Consider the following 18201-nt stretch of genomic DNA (forward strand, 5'->3'; position numbering starts at 1 on the left):
AAAGATGACAAACGCAAAAATTTTAGTTGTGGAAGATGAAGCTATTGTTGCTAAAGACTTACAATATCGGCTGAAGAAATTTGGTTATACAGTGCCTGCTATTGCTTCTTCAGGAGAAGAAGCAATTAATATAGCAATAGAAATATCTCCAGATTTAGTACTGATGGATATCAAGCTTAAAGGCTCAATGGACGGTATAGAAGCTGCCGCAGAAATCTATAAGCGTTTGGATATTCCAGTAATTTATTTGACTGCTTATGCAGATGAGAATACATTGGAACGAGCTAAAATAACTGAGCCGTTTGCCTACCTACTGAAACCTTTTAAAGAAAGAGAACTACAAACAAATATTGAAATAACTTTGACTAAGCATGGTTTGGAAAGGCAATTAAAAGTTAATAAAAAATGGCTGGATGCACTTTTAAAAAGTATCAGCGATGGTGTGATTGCTAGCGATTTACAAGATTTAATCACTTTTATGAATCCGGTTGCGGAAAATCTGACTGGATGGAAACAGGAAGAAGCCTGTGGCAGAAAGTCTTCAGAGATATTTAATATTGCTAATGGCGAAACTCATAACTCTATTGAAAGTCCGATTATAAGAGTTCTTCAAGATGGTATTATCGTTCATCTCCCCGCAGAAACAATTCTGATTACTAAAGATGGTGCAGAAATACCAATTGATGATAGCGCTGCACCGATTAAAGATGACAAAGATAATATTACAGGTGCTGTATTAGTATTTCGAGATATTACTGAGCATAAACGAGCGATTGAGGCGCGTCAAAAGCAAATTGAGCAAGAACAACTTGTGGAGAAATGGGAAGAGATAAATCAACTCAAAAATGACTTTTTGAATTTAGTTTCTCACGAACTGCGATCGCCTCTGAGTAATATCAAGATGATGATTCAAATGATACAACTATCTAATAATACTGAGGAAGCTCAACGCTGTCTAAAATTAATGGAAAGCGAGTGCGATCGCGAACTAGAATTAATTAACGATCTACTAGACTTACAACGGCTAGAAAGCTCATCCTATCCAGTTATTACACCTGATGCGTTGCTCTTACAACAGTGGTTACTTTGGGTTATCGAGCCGTTTCAAATTCGCGTTCAACAACATCATCAAACTCTACAGCCGAATATCCCTGCAAATCTCCCGCCGCTATTGTCAGATAGCATTAGCTTGGAACGCATTATAGTAGAATTGCTCAATAATGCCTGTAAATACACACCTGCCGGTGGTGAAATTGTCTTAAGTGTAAGTCACAATTCCTCGGAAGCACCTGCAAAAACAATTATTACTGTCAGTAATTCAGCAGAAATTGCGTTGACAGAGTTACCACGGATATTTGATAAATTTTATCGTCTCCCTAATACAGATATCTGGAATCAAGGTGGTTCGGGTTTAGGTTTATCTATAGTCCAGAAATTAGTCGAACAATTGCAAGGAAACATTAAAGTAGAAAGTGGCAATGGATGGACTATATTCACTCTTACATTAACTGATTTATAGTCTTCGATAACCCAAAATTTTCTAGATGAGGGTGGGGAGTAAAAAAAATATGTTGTCAAATCTTTAAATACTTAGCAAATGATTCTGCAAGAATAAAAGGGTTTTGATATTAATATTTTATGAACTTATTTTTTATTTATGTTGGGTTTCACTGTCGTCTAGCCTAAGCTGCATTAATATATTTCACGATCAGCAATTAATCGAACTTGACATGAGATAATGAAAGCAAATTATTAAATATCGAAAAATGTCATTAACTATATCTTCCACACCTCAAGGTTTTAGTGCATTTATCACTAATTTGGGAATACGAGATACAACTGATGATTTTGTATTTATTAAATCATCAGTTCCTTGTGTTGCAGATGGAGTCTTCACTCAAAGTCTTTTTGCTGGGCCAAGTGTTACTATTAGCCGCGATAACTTAAAAGATTCACAAGCACAAGGAATTGTCGTTATATCTAAAAATGCAAATGTAGCTAATGGTTCTGTTGGCATCGCTGATGCCCAAGAAGTTCTGCAATTAGTCGCAACTGAAACTGGAATTGCTGCAAATAATATTGTGATAGCTTCTACAGGTGTAATTGGCAGACGTTACCCCATTGAAAAAATCCGGGCTGGTTTATTAGGATTTGGCAAAAAATTGACTGATGCTGATTTTAATGCTGCCGCCCGTGGTATTATGACCACCGATACAGTAGCGAAACTAGCTACACGGCAAATAGGAAATGCCAAGCTAGTAGGAATTGCCAAAGGTGTTGGCATGATTGAGCCTAATATGGCTACTCTTCTAACTTTCTTTTTTACTGATGCTGCAATTTCTGCAAATAGCCTTCGTTCTATTTTTCGTTCTACTATAGATAAAACTTTTAATTGTTTGAGCGTAGATACAGATACCTCTACTAGTGACTCCGCCGTAATTCTAGCTAATGGAATAGCCGGTGAAGTTTCAGAAACAGATTTTGCTAGGGCATTGCAAGAAGTTGCACATGAATTAGTGCTGAAAATTGCACGAGATGCAGAAGGTGCTACTAAGATAATTGAGGTGACAGTAGATTCAGCGATTAACTATGCACAAGCTAAAACAGTAGCGAAAGCAATTGTAAATTCACCATTAGTAAAAACTGCTGTTTATGGAGCAGATCCGAATTGGGGAAGAGTTGCTATGGCTATAGGCAAATGTGAAAATGAACAGCAGATAAATCCAGATAAAGTAGTTATTAGTTTTGATAATGTGAAAGTTTATCCTAGTAGCTTAACTGAGGAAAATCTAGAACAGTTACGGCAAATTATGTCTAAAGATAAAGTAGATATTCATGTTAGCCTTAATATTGGCGATGCCTCTGCAACTGTATGGGGTTGCGATCTTTCAGAAGGTTATATAGAAATTAATGGTAAATACTCAACTTGATTAAAGGATGTTTGAAAAGTCATGATTGATGTATCAAATATTTTTTTACCCCTCCCTAACCCTCCCCTTATAAAGGGGAGCCACTGCGTTGGGCGGGCAATGCCCGACTTGAAGCACGTGGCGTGAGGGAACTAGATTTTCCGGTTTCCCCCCTTTATAAGGGGGGATTAAGGGGGGTAAGAATGCAATTAAAATGGATCTTCAGTACTTAGTATGCTCATTCTAATCTGCTAAAAAGCTTAAAACATTGCTGTACAACAAAAACGGGCATTATTTTTAAAGTTTTAGGCTTTTCTAGAGATTGAGGGATTCTAGGCTTGATTTTAAAGTTACTCTGCCAAGCTTGGGAGAGAGATTTAGGGTGAGGGCTTTTGATTCATTGCGCTCGGCGTTGAAGAAAGAGCATAGTGTCTCGTAGATAAGGGCCAATTATTGCCCTTTTAAGGTTAAGTTGACTTTTTCGCTCGAATTTTGTCAAAGATTGTACCTTCATCAAAGAATTTTGCCTGAATCTCGTCCCATCCTCCTAAATCTTCAGCTTTGAAGATAGTTTTAATTTGGGGAAAAGTGCCTTCTGTTTCTTTGGCGATCGCAAGGTTAACGGGACGAAATCCCAATTTGGCAAACTCTCGTTGCGAGTCTGGGGTGTAGAGAAATTTGATAAATGCTTCTGCAACAGAGCGAGTACCGTGTTTATCAACATTTTTATCTACAACAGCAACAGGATTATCGATGGAGATATTAATATCAGGCAAAATATATGGAATTTTTTCACCATTTTTGTCCGATACAATCATCTCTTTTTCATAGTTGAGCAAAACGTCACCTTGACCATCTTTGAAGAACAGTTCGCTGGCATTCCGGGCAGTTTTGGGTAACACAGGTGCATTATTATAGACTTTGGAAATAAAGTCTATTGCTTGATTGTCATTTCCGCCGGTATTTATGACTGAACCCCAGAGATTAAGGAAGTTCCAACGAGCCGCACCAGAAGTTTTGGGATTAGCTGTAACTATCTTGACACCATCTTTTGCCAAATCTGCCCAAGTTTTAATATTTTTGGGATTACCTTCACGAATAGCGATCGCATCTACAGATTTGGTAACAATTGCATTATTAGGCGCTTCTTTTTCCCAACCTGGTTGAATAAAACCCGCTTCAACAAGTTTATTAATGTCAAGGGGAAGTGACAAATGTACCACATCAGCTTCTTTACCCTCAATTACCGCTGCAAGGGTTTGGGAAGCTGACGCATCATAGCTTTGATTGAAAGTAATATTTTGGTTGTGTTCTTTCTTCCATTGTTCGATAAATTTGGGAATGATTTGCTCGTATGCAGCGCTAGTAACAGAGTAAGAAACAAACGTTAGGGTTACATTAGGCTGAGAAGCTGCGCTAGTATTACCAGTGTAATTGACATTACGTAAAGAGCAAGCAGCTAACAGGATACTCAAACTAATTCCAGCCAAAAATAGAGAGACAATGCTCCACGAAGTATGTCTATAGAACCAACTGTGTATTGGTTGTATGCACCACCGTCTTATAAACTGCAAAGGTTTAACAATACAAGTGGAAACTAATTGAGTTAAATATCTCCTGAGTTGAGGAGTAGGTTGCCACTGTTTCATCAAATTTTTCCTTTGAATCTGGAGTATTTTAAATGAGATACTGTAAAGGGTTATTATAAAACGGTGGCTAAGAAGAAATATTTTTTTATCAATAACTTATTTAAGATATCAAGGAGAAGTAGTTTTAGAAACTTCTGGACTGCGAATGATGATATGTCCTTTATCACTTTCTTGAATAGCTAAAACTGACGGTAGCTCATCAGGTTTTGCATTTGGGGGCAATGCTCTAAACAAATAAATCCAGCCGCCACGTTCTAAGAGTAAGCGCCAGACTCTCGGTTGCTTTGGATTGCTGATATCATTATCTTCCCTACCTCGCAAGTCATCAAATAAACCTCTATCGCCAATAATGCGATAACCTTTCAAAGACGGATCGGCAAATATATCATCAAGTTTGCGTCCTACAGCAAACTTTTCTTCTGGTGTAATTAACGCTACAACGGGCAAAGTGGAGTTTTGACCAGCGTCTCGTCGTGCATCTGTAACGCCTTGCCAACGAGCTAACCAAAATATCACTATTAAAACCCAGGATACTATTACTATTTCATTGACTAGCGATCGCAAAAAATCAACTGAACGCAGTTGTCCAGAACTAAATTCAGCTATAGATTTGAGCCGTTTAGCTGTCCATGAGCGTTTGTGTTGAGTTGCAGAGATGATGCGACTAACTAGTAATTGACTGGCAGAGACTACCGTATCACTGATGATTTTAATTAACCATAACGTTGCCTGAATTGCGATCGCAGCTAGAAAAAAGGCGATCGCTGTTTTGCAGATTGTCCAGATATCTCCGAGAAATATTTGCAGGGGAACTATCAAAAAAGACTCAGTAGGTAAGTCGAGGGTATTGACTTCTATCTGAAAAAAGTAGAAATATGACCAACGGTAAATCCAGCCTGCAAAGAAAAGCGCCGCACCCAGCAAGCCAAGTACACTTGTGAATTTACCTAAAATATTGGTTTCTTGGTTAGGGTTTGGAGCTTGGGTCATAGGAGAGATAGGGAAACAATGTAGGTTGTATTACCGCGAAGCGTAATGCACCGAGTTATATAGCGTTTTTCGTTTATATGCAAATATACTCTGAGCTTTCTCCTAAAAGGAGAGAGGCTTTGAATCTTACTCGCCTTCCCTTGCAGAGAAGAAGTTGGGGGTTAGGTCTATATTGCACTCAAGTGCAAACTTTTATCGGTGAATGATCAGTTTATTGTAGTGATTTTACGGAGACTTATTATACATTTTGAAAGTTTAATGAGAAAGTTAAACATAATCAAAATAGTGTTAAAGCTATGAAAGCTTTTTTCCAAAGATGGGTTGTGGCAATCTTAGTAATGGCAGCAGCGCTAGCAGGAAACATCCAAACTGGAATTAGCCAGGATGCCAAGACGCGAAATTTATTGTTAGCACAGACACAAATTAAAGCAGATGAATTAGAACTTGCAGTGGCCTTGCCAGAGTTAGCAGAAGTCATTCTTAAGGGGCATGAGCCAAAAAGTGGTAGAGTAGTAAAAATAGATACACAAGGGCAAACACTATCAATTCAGCGTGGTGGTAAAACTGCCACAATTCCCCTGAGCCAAATTCAAAGAATAGTCTTCAAGAATGGGGCGTTAGTTTATAGAAGCAATGGACTTCAAATTATTCGAGGTGAGCGCGATCGCCCCGTAGGTAAACCAGTAACTTGGAGCGGTATACCCCTAAATACTTTTACCGTCAAAAATCCTACTCAGGGTCAAGCGGTGGTAAAGCTCAAATCACCTGTAGTTTCCCCAGAACAGTTGCGGGGTATTCAGTCAGTGGCTAGAGATCGGCAATATGTTGTGGATGAAATCCAGTTCAATTCAAAACAAAGAACGATCACTATTCTGGCAAAACCTTATTAATCGTGAATTATTTCAGTAACCCGTTTTTCACGATCACTTCAACGTTAGTAATAACAGCTTAAGTATTTCTTATAGCAAGTTCAGAATTAATAACTACAGCTTCGGCTGATGCTTCATGAAAACTGATTATATCTGTAATATTCTATGAAAAAAATTCTCACCAGTCTTTTAGCTGTGGGTGTTTGTCTAACGCCTATAACAGTAATGCTGATGGCTCAACCCACCTGGGGACAAACTCAAAACTCGCGATCGCAAGAAGCTGAAAGACTTCTTGAGCAAGGAATAAAACTGACACAGCAACAGGAACACCAAAAGGCAATACAACTATTACAGCGAGCTTTAACCATTGCACAACAACTCAAAGACCAAAAACTTGAAGCGATCGCACTACAGGAGCTTGGGTTTAACTATAGCCGTTTAGGACATAAGCAGAAAGCCCTCGAATTTAACAACCAAGCTCTGCCACTATATCGTGCTGTGGGCGATCGTGCAGGTGAGGCCACTACACTCAATAATATCGGTGCAGTCTACTCCGCTTTAGGAGAAAAGCAAAAAGCACTCGAATTTTACAACCAAGCTCTTCCGCTATGGCGTGCTGTAGGCGACAAGGCAGGTGAAGCCAGTACACTCAATAATATCGGTCTAGTCTGTTCCGATTTAGGAGAAAAGCAAAAAGCACTCGAATTTTACAACCAAGCTCTTCCGCTATCGCGTGCTGTGGGCGATCGCTCTGGTGAAGCCACTACACTCAATAATATCGGTGCAGTCTACTCCGCTTTAGGAGAAAAGCAAAAAGCACTCGAATTTTACAACCAAGCTCTGCCAATATATCGTGCTGTGGGCCATCGCGCAGTTGTTGGCAATACACTCAATAATATCGGTCTAGTCTACGACGATTTAGGAGAAAAGCAAAAAGCACTCGAATTTTACAACCAAGCTCTGCCAATATATCGTGCTGTGGGCAATCGTGCAGGTGAAGCCACTACACTCAATAATATCGGTGCAGTCTACAACGATTTAGGAGAAAAGCAAAAAGCACTCAAATTTTACAACCAAGCTCTGCCAATATATCTTGCTGTGGGCAATCGTGCAGGTGAAGCCACTACACTCAATAATATCGGTCGAGTCTACAACGATTTAGGAGAAAAGCAAAAAGCACTCGAATTTTACAACCAAGCTCTGCCCCTTATTCGGGCTGTGGGCGATCGCACTGGTGAAGCTCGTACACTCAATAATATCGGTCGAGTCTACTCCGCTTTAGGAGAAAAGCAAAAAGCACTCGAATTTTATAACCAAGCTCTGCCAATATATCGTGCTGTGGGCGATCGCGCAGGTGAAGCTATAACCTTGGGTAATATTGGTGGACTCTTCCAAAGTACAAATCAACCAACTCAAGCCATTACTAATTTAGAGCAATCTCTCAAAATCAGCTTAGAAATGCGCCGAGGTTTACAACGGGAAAATCGCCAAAAGTTTTTACAGGAAAACGGTGGAAGTGCAATTGCTTTAGTCGATGTCCTCATTGATCAAAAGAAATATGCTCAAGCCTTTGAATGGGTTAACCTATTCACTACAGCCGACCTTGCTGATTATACTCGCCTCGTTAATGCCAAAGTTGCCAATCCAGAAGCACAGAAAGCTCTCGATGACTGGAATAAAAAAAATCAACAATTGGAAGCACTGCGACAACAACTGCAAAGCGATCGCTCCGAAAGCCTACCCCAACAAATTCGGCAATTAGAAGCACAAGTTTATTCAGAAGCCGAAAATATATCCCGCCGTTTTCCTGAAGTGGCAGAACTATTTGAAACTACACCCGTAGATATTAAAAATCTTACATCCTCTATCCCAGCAGGAACAGTTGTAGTTCAACCTATTTTGCTAACTAATGTGGCAGATATGCCTAATAATGTCGCATTTTTTATCTTCACCAAAGGTCATTTTAGTGTTATTAAAAAACCTATTGAACCCAATAAATTTAATAAACTTATTGCTGATTACTTAAAACAGGTACAAGACGATAGTGATTCTGACTACTTTGAAACCGGCGGCGAACTTTATGATATTCTCATTCGTCCTATAGAAGGCGAGATTAAAGCTTTATCACCTAAACAACTGAGTATTATTGCTACTGGTAAACTGCGCCATTTACCTTTTGAGACTCTTTACGACAATAAAACTAAGCAATTTGTGATCCAAAAATATCCTGTAAACTATCTCACTCGCATTTCCAATAAATCCTTACAATCTCCAGGTATGCAAAATGCCACACCTCGCAAACTACAAGCTGTTTTAGCATTTGGTAATCCAGTAACCAGTGAGCCACAAAATCTCCCAGGTGCAGAGGCAGAAGTCACAAAGATTAAAGAAATACTGCCAGATAGTGAAGTTTATATCAATAAAAAAGCTACTTTGGAAAACTTTAGATCCCAGGCTTTGCAGTTTTCCTTTTTGCACTTAGCAACTCACGGCTGTTTTCAAACTGAAGATTGCAAAAAAGTCAAGTTAAAAAATAATACGTTACTCTTTGCTGATAAATCCTTAGACATTGCCGATGCTGCTGTTTTAGGTTTACAAGGAACACAATTGATTACTCTCAGTGCCTGTCAAACTGCTGTAGATACTAATTTAAATGACGCAGGTATTGCAGGTGTTGCTTATATATTTGAGCGGGCTGGTGCTAAAGCTGTTATGGCAAGTTTGTGGGCAGTTGATGATGAAGCAACTCAGCTATTGATGGTTGATTTTTATCAGAATCTCAAGCAGGGTATGACGAAAGGAGAAGCTTTGCAAAAAGCTAAGTTAAAGCTAATTGCAGACCATCGTCATCCTTTTTATTGGTCGCCATTTGTGTTGATTGGTGATGCACGGTAAAGTAATTCGTAATGAAGTCAGGAATAGAATGGGCGAATGGAATTCGCGGCTACACAGGCAAAGTCCGCCTCCGCGGACTAAGAAAAAATTGAGGGTTTGAAACCCACGGAGGCGGTCACTGAGCTTGTCGAAGTGTGGGTTTTGTTTGTGTAAATCGGTTTCTAACCGCCTTTTAGTTACAAACCGATTTACTCACAACAACTTATCTGGCGTAATTGGCAGATCGCGAATCCGCTTACCTGTGGCATGATAAACTGCATTAGATATGGCAGCCGCTACCCCAACAATGGGAAGTTCTCCCAGGCTTTTGGTTCCTAATGCATTCACATAAGGATCGTGTTCTTCAATAAATTGCACTTCCATATTGGGGATATCTGCATGAACGGGAATCAGGTAATCGGAAAGGTTAGCACCAACTATTCTGCCCTGATTAGCATCCATGACAGTTTTCTCCATCAGCGCCATGCCAATTCCCCAGGTAATGCCGCCGATAACTTGACTCCGCGCTGTCTTGAAGTTGAGAATTTGCCCAGCATCATAAACGCCTACGCAACGTCTAACTTTAATTTCTCCTAACAACTCATCAACTGCAACTTCGACAAATATCGCACCAAATGAGTGTTTGGCGTATTGTTGGCTCTCCGGGTTGAGTGACGATTCCTCTGTAACTTCTAAACTTTCTAATCCATGACGGCGCAGAATATCGGTGTAGCTGTCTCGCTTCGATGGATCTTGTTTTGAAAATATTTGCCCTGACTCAACGGTAATATCTTCTGCTTGCGATCCGTAAAGCAGAGAATTTGCATCTACGATCGCCATTTTAATTATTTTATCCCGTGCGGCGATCGCGACTTGATGCACCGCCGGGGAAACACTCGCAACTGTCATTGAGTTCCCTGTAATCGGTGCTTTAGGAAGATTGCTATCACCTAATTCAAACTGCACTGGTAAGCCTAATATCTCAGCAGCTACCTGCGTCATCACTGTATAAGTACCAGTACCGATGTCTTGAGTACCACTTTGTACTTTTACTTCTCCAGTGGCAAAAATTTCTACCTTAACTGATGCAGTTCTAGCATTGGTGGGAAATGTCGCACTTGCCATTCCCCAACCAATCAGGAAATGATTATCTCGCATGGAACGGGGAACTGGATTGCGTTGTGCCCACTCAAAAATTTCTGCGCCTTTTTGATAACATTCTTTTAGGGATTTACTTGACCAAGGTAATCCTTTGTGCGGATCGATATCTGCATGATTTCTCAGTCTTAGTTCAATTGGATCGATATTTAAGGTGTATGCCAGTTCATCCATTGCCGATTCTAAGGCAAACATTCCCGGCGCTTCTCCTGGGCCACGCATAAAGGTTGGTGTGCCGGCGTTGATGCGTCCCAAACGGTATTTTATTTCCAAATTGGCACAGGCGTACATCATCGTTGTTGCTGCACCCACAGGTTCGGCAAAGTCATCAAACAGGGAAGTTAAAGATGTCCCAATTTGCTCGATGACAGTTAGTTTGCCTTCCTTGGTTGCACCTAACGTTAGCTGCTGCTGAGTTTCAGAACGGTGGCCGCAAGCTGTGTACATTTGCGATCGCGTTAGCACTACTTTCACAGGGCGCTTTACTTGCCGAGCTGCGATCGCTGCTAAAATCGTGTGCGATCGCAGTAGTGCTTTACAACCAAATCCGCCGCCTAAATATTTGGAGATGACGCGCACATTTTCTTCGGGAATATTCAGAATAGATGCGATTCGGTTTTGGGTTGCAGAAACGCCTTGAGTGGTTTCATACAGCGTCAAGTTATCCCCTGACCACATTGCGATCGTTGCAGAAGGTTCTAGGGGATTATGATGTTCTATTGGCGTGGTATAAACTTGCTCTAGCAAAACATCTGCCTGTACTTTCCCCGATTCAACGTCGCCTCTAGTGATTTTACCTGGCATCATGCCCAAAAATATCGATTCGGGTTCAAATATCTCTGTATGTGCCATTGTGACTGTCGGAATGGCTTCTTCGTAGATAATTTTTATCCTAGAAGCAGCAGTTTCGGCTTGTTCTAAAGTTTGGGCAATTACAACCCCCAGATGTTGACCATCGTAGTAGATATTATGGTCTTTTTCAGTTGACTGAGGTTGTGGAGGCCCAAAGAAGGGTATTTTTACCAGAGATGGGGTTTGTTGGTAAGTAATGATATCTATTACACCAGGGGCGACTGCGGCTGCCGTTGTGTCTATTTGGATAATTTTACCGCTGGCGATCGCACTTTGAAAAATCACTCCATAAGTTAAATTCTCGATTGGCACATCGGCTGTGTAAGGCGCTTCTCCCGTTACTTTCAGCCTACCATCAACGCGATCGAGTGGTTTCCCAATAATTTTATTCATATCAATTAATTATTACTCCTCTTCCTTGTCCCCTTGTCCCCTTGCTTTCCTTCTGCCACAACTGAGAGTGCGCGGATCAAAGCGCGTTTGACTAACTCAATTTTGAATTCATTATCTGTTTGCGGTTTTGCTTCTTTGACGGCTGCTGCTGCTGCGGCTGTAAAGATATCTTCGTTAATTGCTTTCCCTTTGAGGAGATCCTCAGCTTCCCAAACACGCCAAGGTTTGGGTGCTACTCCCCCAAAAGCGATACGTGCTGATTTTATCGTGTCTTCTTCCATATCTAAAGCAACAGCTACGGAAACGAGAGCAAATTCGTAAGAAACTCGATCTCTTACTTTTAAATAATGGGATTTATATGCAAAATCTGGAACTTCAATAGCAACAATTAATTCTCCAGGCTGTAATAGAGTTTCTTTTGCTGGTGTCTCACCTGGTAAGAGATAAAAATCATGAATTGAAATTCGCCGTGATTGTTCTATTCCTTGGATACAAATTACTGCATCTAATGCCGTCAAAGCTACAGCTAAATCGGAAGGATGAACGGCAATACAATGTTCGCTAGCTCCGAAAATGGAATGCATTCGATTGTAACCTGTAATTGCCGAACAACCAATACCGGGAGTGCGTTTATTACAAGGAAAAACCGGATCGCGAAAGTAACCACAGCGGACTCGTTGCAGTAAATTTCCGCCTACTGTTGCCATATTTCGTAGTTGCGGTGAAGCGCTTTGTAATAAAGCTTGGCTAATTACGGGATAACATTCCTGAATTTGGGGATGAAAAGCCACATCGCTCATTCGAGAAATCGCACCAATGCGGATTCCATTCGGTTGAGATTCAATATCTGCTAAGGGCAAACTATTAATATCAATTAATATATTCGCTGTTTGGACTCCATCTTTCATTAATCCCAGTAAATCTGTGCCACCAGCAATAAATGCAGCAGTTTTATTTTGCTCAACTGTGGCGATCGCCACTTCTTCTGAGGTGACTTTAGCATAACTAAATGGCTGCATCTTCCTTTTCCTCTAGCACATCTCGAATCGCCGCAATAATATTTGGATATGCTCCACAACGGCAAAGGTTTCCACTCATTTTTTCTCGAATTTCTGCTTCAGATTTTGGCGATTCTTCTAATATCATCCCTACGGCTGAGATAATTTGACCTGATGTACAGTAGCCACATTGAAAAGCATCATGGGTAATAAAGGCTGTTTGCATAGGATGGAGTTTACCATCTTGTGCTAATCCCTCAATTGTGGTAATTTCATCACCGATGTGCATTACAGCTAGAGTCATACAAGAGTTAATTCGCCGATTATTAACTAATACAGTACATGCACCACATTCACCGCGATCGCAAGCTTTTTTAGTGCCCATCAAACCCAGCTTTTCTCGAAGTGCATCTAGTAATGTAACACGAGGTTCTATCTTCAAAGAATAAGATGTATTATTAACATTCAGTGATAATTCTACTTCCTCTGAACCCAATATTTTCACTTCCTGAGTAAGTGAGTCTGAAGTTCTTGAAGCTAAGGAATTTTCTTTCATGTCTCATCTAGATAATAATTACATCATTTACTATACTACCGATAAAAAGTCTGCGGTTGTTCTAGCTTGACTTCCTGATATTTAGAATCCCAGTGAATTCTGACTTAATAATATGAACACAAATCTCACTCAGAAATTATCCAAACCCATAGTAGAGAAAGTTGCTATTGTCGGTGCTGGGCCAGGCGGTTTAGCTGCGGCGATCGCACTGAGAAGCCAAGGGATAGAGGTTCAAGTATACGAAAAAGCCCAAGAATTTCGTCCGGCGGGAACTGGACTAGGGCTGGCTCCCAATGGCTTGCATTCTCTAGATGCAATCGCACCGGGAATTGTCGAAACCCTCAAAAGTTCAGGATGCGAAGTTCACCACACAGTTTTAAAGAGTATTCAGGGAGAGACAATCCGAACTAACGCAACTAAATATTTAGAGCAATACGGACAACCTTTGTTAACTATTTGGTGGTATCGTCTACAGCAAGTCTTAGCCTCTCGATTGCCGTCTGAGATCGTTCACCTCAATCATCGCTGCATTGGCTTTGAGCAAGATGCAAACGGTGTAGAAATTCATTTTGATGGTGAAAAATCGGTATATGCAGATTTGCTGATTGGGGCTGATGGCGTTAACTCTGTTATCAGAGAAACTTTATTTGGCGAAGGTAAGCCTAATTATATCGGTAGTATGTGTTGGCGTGCCGTCATTAAGTATCGCCACGAGCTATTTAATGACTATGAACTAGTTTTTGTCAAAGGCAATCAACAGTTTATGTACCTTCTGAATGTGGGTGGCGGCTATACCAGTTGGATTAGTCGGAAGTTCTCGCCTGAATACTCCCTTTCTCACAGTGCTGATGCAGTGAAGTCTCGCATTCTCCATGAATTAGCCGACTGGGATGAATCCTTTCGGGTAGTGGTAGAAGCGACACCAGCCAAGGAAATTTGGGAAGGGCCGATTTGCGATCGCCCACCGTTAACCCAATGGAGTCAAGGCAGAGTCACTCTCTTAGGCGATGCCGCTCATCCAATGGCGCCTGCAATGGGACAAGGAGCCAATACCACTTTTGAAGATGCATACCAACTACAAAAGTGTTTTTCTGATTCAGCTAATCTGCAAGAAGCTCTGACTAGCTACGAACAGTGTCGCATCGAGCGGACAAAACTCATTCAAGCTCGTAGTGCCTTGGGTGAAATGCGGTACTACGACACTAACTTTATGGCATCTAATGGGCAGACGCAAGAGCGGCAAATGAGTATGAATGATGATTTTCACAAATGGGTATACAATTTTAAACTATCTGTAAAAAGTTAAATTTTAGTGTGGTATTAACAATACTCCGAACAATTTTGAGTTGAGGGAATCGACAAGAAAGCTATCGAACCATCAAGGTGCTGATTAGAAAAAACATTTCCGCAAACCGCCCCCCCTGCCAATACTTGTCGGTTAAGGGGAAAAGGGGAAAGGGGAAAGAAAAAACCTTTAACCTTTACCCTTTAACCTTTTCCCCAAACCCAATTCCAATTTAAAAATGCACAAAGCGTGCAGTATTGCCCCCCCTGCGATCGCCCTGGTCTTTAGCCGGACACGATATGAGACACCATTCATTTCTGGAAAAGACATTGTGGCATGTGTAGTAAGAAAGCAAGTATCACTTGATGCTTAATTTAGCTCAAGGGGGTCTAATGATTGATCGCTTTTTGAATCTAATTTTTATCGATTCCTTCGCTGTAGTAATTAACCTGACATTTGGTACATTACTTCGCACTAAAATCTGCAATTATTCATGGGATGGAGTTGTAAATGAGGAGCTTTCAACACCAGAAAGTAGCGCTAGTTCTTCTAAATCTCCACCATCCTTAGAAGAGGTACAAACCACTCATCTTCCATGAACCGTACCTGCTGTAGGGATTCTCATTTGAATTAAATATAGGCTTGCTTAGGGGCGTACATCTGTGCGCCTCTATGAGAATCTATGTTTATATCGATTGTCACAAGCAATAACTAGAATTTTAACGGGAATACGGTAAAATCCAGAGGAACTTTTATTGTTACCAACGCGGGTTAAGGATGGAAGCAAATTTTCTGACGGCTGTTTTTCTGCCCTTGGCTCTATTTATTATCATGTTAGGTATGGGGTTAACCTTGACCCTAGAGGACTTCAAGCGAGTTGTAATCTATCCGAAAGCGGTGGTGATTGGCTTATTGGCGCAGTTAGTCGTGTTGCCGATTGTGGGCTTTGGCATTGCGTCGGTGTTTCCCCTTGACCCACAATTAGCAGTAGGTGTGATGATTTTAGCAGCCTGTCCCGGTGGCGCTACTTCTAATATGATTACGTTTTTGGCTGGGGGTGATGTTGCTCTTTCTGTGACGCTAACAGCTATTAGTAGTTTCATTACGGTTTTTACGATTCCTCTGCTAGTAAATTTGTCAATGCAGAGATTTTTGGGGGAAGGAACAACGCTACAGTTACCTTTCTTAAACACTGTTTTGCAGATTGCGGTGATTACACTTCTACCTATAGCAATTGGGATGATAGCCAAGCGGTATGCACCTGGATTGGCAGACAAGGCAGATAAACCTGTAAAGTGGCTGTCTTTATTTTTCCTGGCGGTGGTAATTACTGGAGTGTTGCTGCGAGAACGGAATAATTTTGTTTCTTACGTAATAGATGTGGGCTTGGCAACTCTGGTTTTGAATGTGGTTGCAATGGCTTTAGGTTTTGCGATCGCTACTTTAACCCGATTAGGAGAAAAAAGCGTTACGGCAATTACCATAGAAGTAGGAATTCAAAATGGGACTCTGGCGATCGCGATCGCTTCTACCCCTACACTACTAAATACTCCCACAATGGCTATTCCTGGGGCAATTTATGGTCTGCTAATGTTTGTGACTGGTACTGGATTTGCTTGGTGGTCTAGTCGTCGCCAAGGGTTGTTGAAAGCATAAAATTACTTTGCCTTATGGGTTACAAGTATTTGTAGAAATTGAATTATCCAATCTTGTTACGTTGATGTTTCTAGACTCTTCTGCTAAACCAATTGATGACAATCTCAAAAATTTTGTAGACGAAATTGAAGCGCAAAGTTCTAGTTTATCAGTTTTAGCAGCGCGTCAATTCCGTTATAGCTTGCGTCAAACTCCGGTAGAGGTGAGCATCAAAGAACCCCGCCAATTTAACGTACTCGAAGAATTTATCATCCGTGCTGCTATTGAATTTCAACCTCCGCCAACAGAGGATGAATTAGCTTCTGTACTTGGGCTTGATTCTGTATTTATTAAAACTACTACAACAACTCTTCGTTCCTTACAAACTCTATCACCAACATCGCCACTAACAGTTACTCCTGAAGGTCGATCATTTTATGAAAAAGGGTCTGTACCACAGCCGCCATATCCTATACAAATTTATGCTATTACAGACCCTTTAAGCGACAAAATAACTTTTCAATCTGAATCCTTAAATGAGACAGTAATAAATTTGCCTGATTTGGCAGACTTTATAACTATTGATAATACAATTGCCGATATTGCTTCCTTACCGCTTGAGGAAATCCAAAAAAGTATTCAAGCTTCAGGTTTAGCACTTCATGTTCCAGAAGAGGGAAAAATTGTCACTTCCTCCAAGGTGCTAGCTTCGACTCAAAAAATTTGGAGAAAGATATCGCTTTTTATTATCTTTGATGCCCTTGAAGATAAATTGAGCATTCAAGTAAGAAATGGAAAGCAAATTTTAGAGTCAGCATCAAATTGGTTAGAAGTTCTACATACTGAAGGTAAAATCTCTTTGCAAACATTATGCAAATTGTCAAACGAAACCCTCAATTGTGAACGTGAAACCAAGAAAAACGCTGAAATAGAAGCTAGACTCGAAAATATTCGCACAAAGGCGATAAAAACTGCTACAAAATCTGATAAGAAATCAGTAGTAAGTGAAGCCATTCAGTTACAAAATGGACAAATTAGCCAAGTTTTTTTAGAAGTTTTAAATTCGGCTAAAAGCCAAGTTCTGATTTATTCTCCTCGCGTGAATCAAGCAGTTGTTAATGAAAAATTTCTTACTCTATTACAGAAATTAGCTAATCGCGGAGTATGGATTTTAATTGGATATGGAATTGCGCGGCGACAAGAAGATGAAGAGAAACCAATTCCACCAGAAGTAGAAAAAAAACTTCGAGCGATAAAAACACCTGATGGTTTACCATCTGTACAGGTTTTTTGGTTGGGAGATTCCCATGTTAAAGAAGTAATAGTTGATAAAGAAATCCATCTTTGCGGATCTCATAACTGGTTATCCTATCGCGGCGATTACCTACCACGAGGTGAGTCAGTTTATAAAGTTACAATTCCCCTTCAAGTCCAGGAAGCTTATGAATTTCTCGCTAATCGCTTCCAAAATCAAGCTCAAAAACTATGGCAAAATGCTCTAAAAAACCGCGATTCTAAACTTGCAATAGAGTCTTTATGTGTATGGGGTGCGTTAGGTATGGAAGATATTGCACTCAAAGAGATACAGAAAAATAATTGGTTTGAACTTTTGCCTATATGGTTAAAGGTAGTACTACAGGGATTAAAATCGAAAAACCTATCAGGTGATTCAGCAAGTTTTAAAACTGCACTTTCGTTGCTCAGTCAAGTTTCTATTGAAGAAGCTTTTATTGAGCAATTGCAACAGGGATGGCGGAAAGTCATCGGCGCGATCGCAATTAACAATCCCGAAACTGCTTTAAACTTACTTAGTGATGAAGTATGGGCGCAGTTTATACGTCTCAAGATTGTTCAAGAGAGTGATTCACGCAATGATTTTATTTTGTACGGTACTTAACCCACACTAGGATATTTTTCATACTCCCAGAGTAATAATTTATCAGAAGCCAGCCCAGAAATATACCGTCTTGATTTTGCGGGGATTGGCAATTAAATGATTCTTAACCTTTGATTGACTTAAAGATAGATCCAGA

General features: G+C 40.4%; 13 protein-coding genes. 8 read left to right on the top strand and 5 right to left on the bottom strand.

All coding sequences use genetic code 11. From position 1 onward, the window contains the following. Nucleotides 1-4 precede the first annotated feature (4 nt). Nucleotides 5-1519: a hybrid sensor histidine kinase/response regulator gene (locus tag V7K61_RS10215; protein WP_335053228.1), complete on the top strand. Its 1515-nt coding sequence runs from the start codon at nucleotides 5-7 to the stop codon at nucleotides 1517-1519. Nucleotides 1520-1766: 247 nt separating this feature from the next. Continuing rightward, the gene (gene argJ / locus V7K61_RS10220; protein WP_335053229.1) at nucleotides 1767-2930 is read left to right on the top strand and encodes a bifunctional glutamate N-acetyltransferase/amino-acid acetyltransferase ArgJ; all 1164 of its coding nucleotides are present in this window, start codon (nucleotides 1767-1769) and stop codon (nucleotides 2928-2930) included. Nucleotides 2931-3376: 446 nt separating this feature from the next. Here the strand turns inward: argJ and V7K61_RS10225 are convergent, their stop codons facing one another. Both V7K61_RS10225 and V7K61_RS10230 read right to left on the bottom strand, forming a co-directional pair. Further along, nucleotides 3377-4558: a sulfate ABC transporter substrate-binding protein gene (locus V7K61_RS10225; RefSeq protein WP_335053230.1), complete on the bottom strand. Its 1182-nt coding sequence runs from the start codon at nucleotides 4556-4558 to the stop codon at nucleotides 3377-3379. A 108-nt stretch (nucleotides 4559-4666) separates the two neighbouring features. Beyond that, nucleotides 4667-5548 (bottom strand): hypothetical protein, encoded by an 882-nt coding sequence (locus tag V7K61_RS10230; RefSeq protein WP_335053231.1) that lies wholly within the window; start codon nucleotides 5546-5548, stop codon nucleotides 4667-4669. 296 nt (nucleotides 5549-5844) lie between these two features. Between V7K61_RS10230 and V7K61_RS10235 the strand changes: the two genes are divergently transcribed. Further along, entirely contained in the window at nucleotides 5845-6438 is a 594-nt protein-coding gene (locus V7K61_RS10235; protein ID WP_335053232.1) for a hypothetical protein, read from the top strand. Between the two features lie 144 nt (nucleotides 6439-6582). After that, the gene (locus tag V7K61_RS10240; RefSeq protein ID WP_335053233.1) at nucleotides 6583-9312 is read left to right on the top strand and encodes a CHAT domain-containing protein; all 2730 of its coding nucleotides are present in this window, start codon (nucleotides 6583-6585) and stop codon (nucleotides 9310-9312) included. A 192-nt stretch (nucleotides 9313-9504) separates the two neighbouring features. Here V7K61_RS10240 and V7K61_RS10245 read toward each other — a convergent pair whose 3' ends face one another. From V7K61_RS10245 to V7K61_RS10255, 3 genes are read right to left on the bottom strand one after another with little or no spacing between them, the layout of a single operon-like run. Then, nucleotides 9505-11694, bottom strand: coding sequence for a xanthine dehydrogenase family protein molybdopterin-binding subunit (locus V7K61_RS10245; protein ID WP_335053234.1), 2190 nt, complete (start codon nucleotides 11692-11694; stop codon nucleotides 9505-9507). A 5-nt stretch (nucleotides 11695-11699) separates the two neighbouring features. Further along, on the bottom strand, nucleotides 11700-12713 hold the full coding sequence (locus V7K61_RS10250) for an FAD binding domain-containing protein (protein WP_335053235.1): 1014 nt from the start codon (nucleotides 12711-12713) through the stop codon (nucleotides 11700-11702). Beyond that, on the bottom strand, nucleotides 12700-13248 hold the full coding sequence (locus V7K61_RS10255; RefSeq protein ID WP_335053236.1) for a (2Fe-2S)-binding protein: 549 nt from the start codon (nucleotides 13246-13248) through the stop codon (nucleotides 12700-12702). The genes V7K61_RS10250 and V7K61_RS10255 overlap by 14 nt, the downstream gene beginning before the upstream one ends. A gap of 112 nt (nucleotides 13249-13360) precedes the next feature. On the opposite strand from V7K61_RS10255, the gene V7K61_RS10260 reads away from it, so the two are divergent. The 4 genes from V7K61_RS10260 (at nucleotide 13361) to V7K61_RS10275 (ending at nucleotide 18065) form a co-directional block, all read left to right on the top strand. Next, nucleotides 13361-14554: an FAD-dependent oxidoreductase gene (locus V7K61_RS10260; RefSeq protein WP_335053237.1), complete on the top strand. Its 1194-nt coding sequence runs from the start codon at nucleotides 13361-13363 to the stop codon at nucleotides 14552-14554. A gap of 344 nt (nucleotides 14555-14898) precedes the next feature. Beyond that, nucleotides 14899-15132 (top strand): hypothetical protein, encoded by a 234-nt coding sequence (locus tag V7K61_RS10265; RefSeq protein ID WP_335053238.1) that lies wholly within the window; start codon nucleotides 14899-14901, stop codon nucleotides 15130-15132. 178 nt (nucleotides 15133-15310) lie between these two features. Then, nucleotides 15311-16189 (top strand): bile acid:sodium symporter family protein, encoded by an 879-nt coding sequence (locus V7K61_RS10270; RefSeq protein WP_335053239.1) that lies wholly within the window; start codon nucleotides 15311-15313, stop codon nucleotides 16187-16189. Nucleotides 16190-16253: 64 nt separating this feature from the next. After that, a complete protein-coding gene (locus tag V7K61_RS10275; RefSeq protein ID WP_335053240.1) occupies nucleotides 16254-18065 on the top strand; it encodes a hypothetical protein in 1812 nt (603 codons plus the stop codon). Nucleotides 18066-18201 lie beyond the last annotated feature (136 nt).

The sequence above is a fragment of the Nostoc sp. genome, from assembly GCF_036918015.1.
Lineage (GTDB): Bacteria > Cyanobacteriota > Cyanobacteriia > Cyanobacteriales > Nostocaceae > Nostoc.

Excerpts from the sequence above, each read along its gene's own strand:
- V7K61_RS10215 (WP_335053228.1), top strand. The coding sequence starts at position 5 with ATGACAAACGCAAAAATTTTAGTTGTGGAAGATGAAGCTATTGTTGCT.
- argJ (WP_335053229.1), top strand. The coding sequence starts at position 1,767 with ATGTCATTAACTATATCTTCCACACCTCAAGGTTTTAGTGCATTTATC.
- V7K61_RS10225 (WP_335053230.1), bottom strand. The coding sequence starts at position 4,558 with ATGAAACAGTGGCAACCTACTCCTCAACTCAGGAGATATTTAACTCAA.
- V7K61_RS10230 (WP_335053231.1), bottom strand. The coding sequence starts at position 5,548 with ATGACCCAAGCTCCAAACCCTAACCAAGAAACCAATATTTTAGGTAAA.
- V7K61_RS10235 (WP_335053232.1), top strand. The coding sequence starts at position 5,845 with ATGAAAGCTTTTTTCCAAAGATGGGTTGTGGCAATCTTAGTAATGGCA.
- V7K61_RS10240 (WP_335053233.1), top strand. The coding sequence starts at position 6,583 with ATGAAAAAAATTCTCACCAGTCTTTTAGCTGTGGGTGTTTGTCTAACG.
- V7K61_RS10245 (WP_335053234.1), bottom strand. The coding sequence starts at position 11,694 with ATGAATAAAATTATTGGGAAACCACTCGATCGCGTTGATGGTAGGCTG.
- V7K61_RS10250 (WP_335053235.1), bottom strand. The coding sequence starts at position 12,713 with ATGCAGCCATTTAGTTATGCTAAAGTCACCTCAGAAGAAGTGGCGATC.
- V7K61_RS10255 (WP_335053236.1), bottom strand. The coding sequence starts at position 13,248 with ATGAAAGAAAATTCCTTAGCTTCAAGAACTTCAGACTCACTTACTCAG.
- V7K61_RS10260 (WP_335053237.1), top strand. The coding sequence starts at position 13,361 with ATGAACACAAATCTCACTCAGAAATTATCCAAACCCATAGTAGAGAAA.
- V7K61_RS10265 (WP_335053238.1), top strand. The coding sequence starts at position 14,899 with ATGCTTAATTTAGCTCAAGGGGGTCTAATGATTGATCGCTTTTTGAAT.
- V7K61_RS10270 (WP_335053239.1), top strand. The coding sequence starts at position 15,311 with ATGGAAGCAAATTTTCTGACGGCTGTTTTTCTGCCCTTGGCTCTATTT.
- V7K61_RS10275 (WP_335053240.1), top strand. The coding sequence starts at position 16,254 with ATGTTTCTAGACTCTTCTGCTAAACCAATTGATGACAATCTCAAAAAT.